This is a genomic window from Gilliamella sp. M0320, assembly GCF_016101635.1.
GTDB lineage: Bacteria > Pseudomonadota > Gammaproteobacteria > Enterobacterales > Orbaceae > Gilliamella > Gilliamella apis.
Genome location: NZ_JACFQD010000039.1, coordinates 1 through 287, shown reverse-complemented (window position 1 = coordinate 287; position 287 = coordinate 1). Strand labels below are relative to the sequence as shown.

General features: G+C 40.8%; 1 tRNA gene. It reads right to left on the bottom strand.

Annotation, left to right across the window (positions count from 1 at the left end):
• Window positions 1-111 precede the first annotated feature (111 nt).
• Window positions 112-187 (bottom strand) — tRNA-Glu (locus H3T83_RS11330).
• Window positions 188-287: the final 100 nt, after the last annotated feature.

The following is a 287-nucleotide window of genomic DNA, read 5'->3' as shown; positions in this document are numbered from 1 at the left end:
TCGTTTCTTTCAGCTTGTTCCTAATTGTTAAAGAGCTTTATCTTTCTATTCATTCGAATATCAAATAAATACAAACATAATTTTTTTGAAAAATAGCTTCATCACATTTTATGGCGTCCCCTAGGGGATTCGAACCCCTGTTACCGCCGTGAAAGGGCGATGTCCTAGGCCTCTAGACGAAGGGGACTTAACTATTTTTCGATAAACAAACAATCTGTGTGAACACTTACGAGCTCTTCGTAAGGAGGTGATCCAACCGCAGGTTCCCCTACGGTTACCTTGTTACG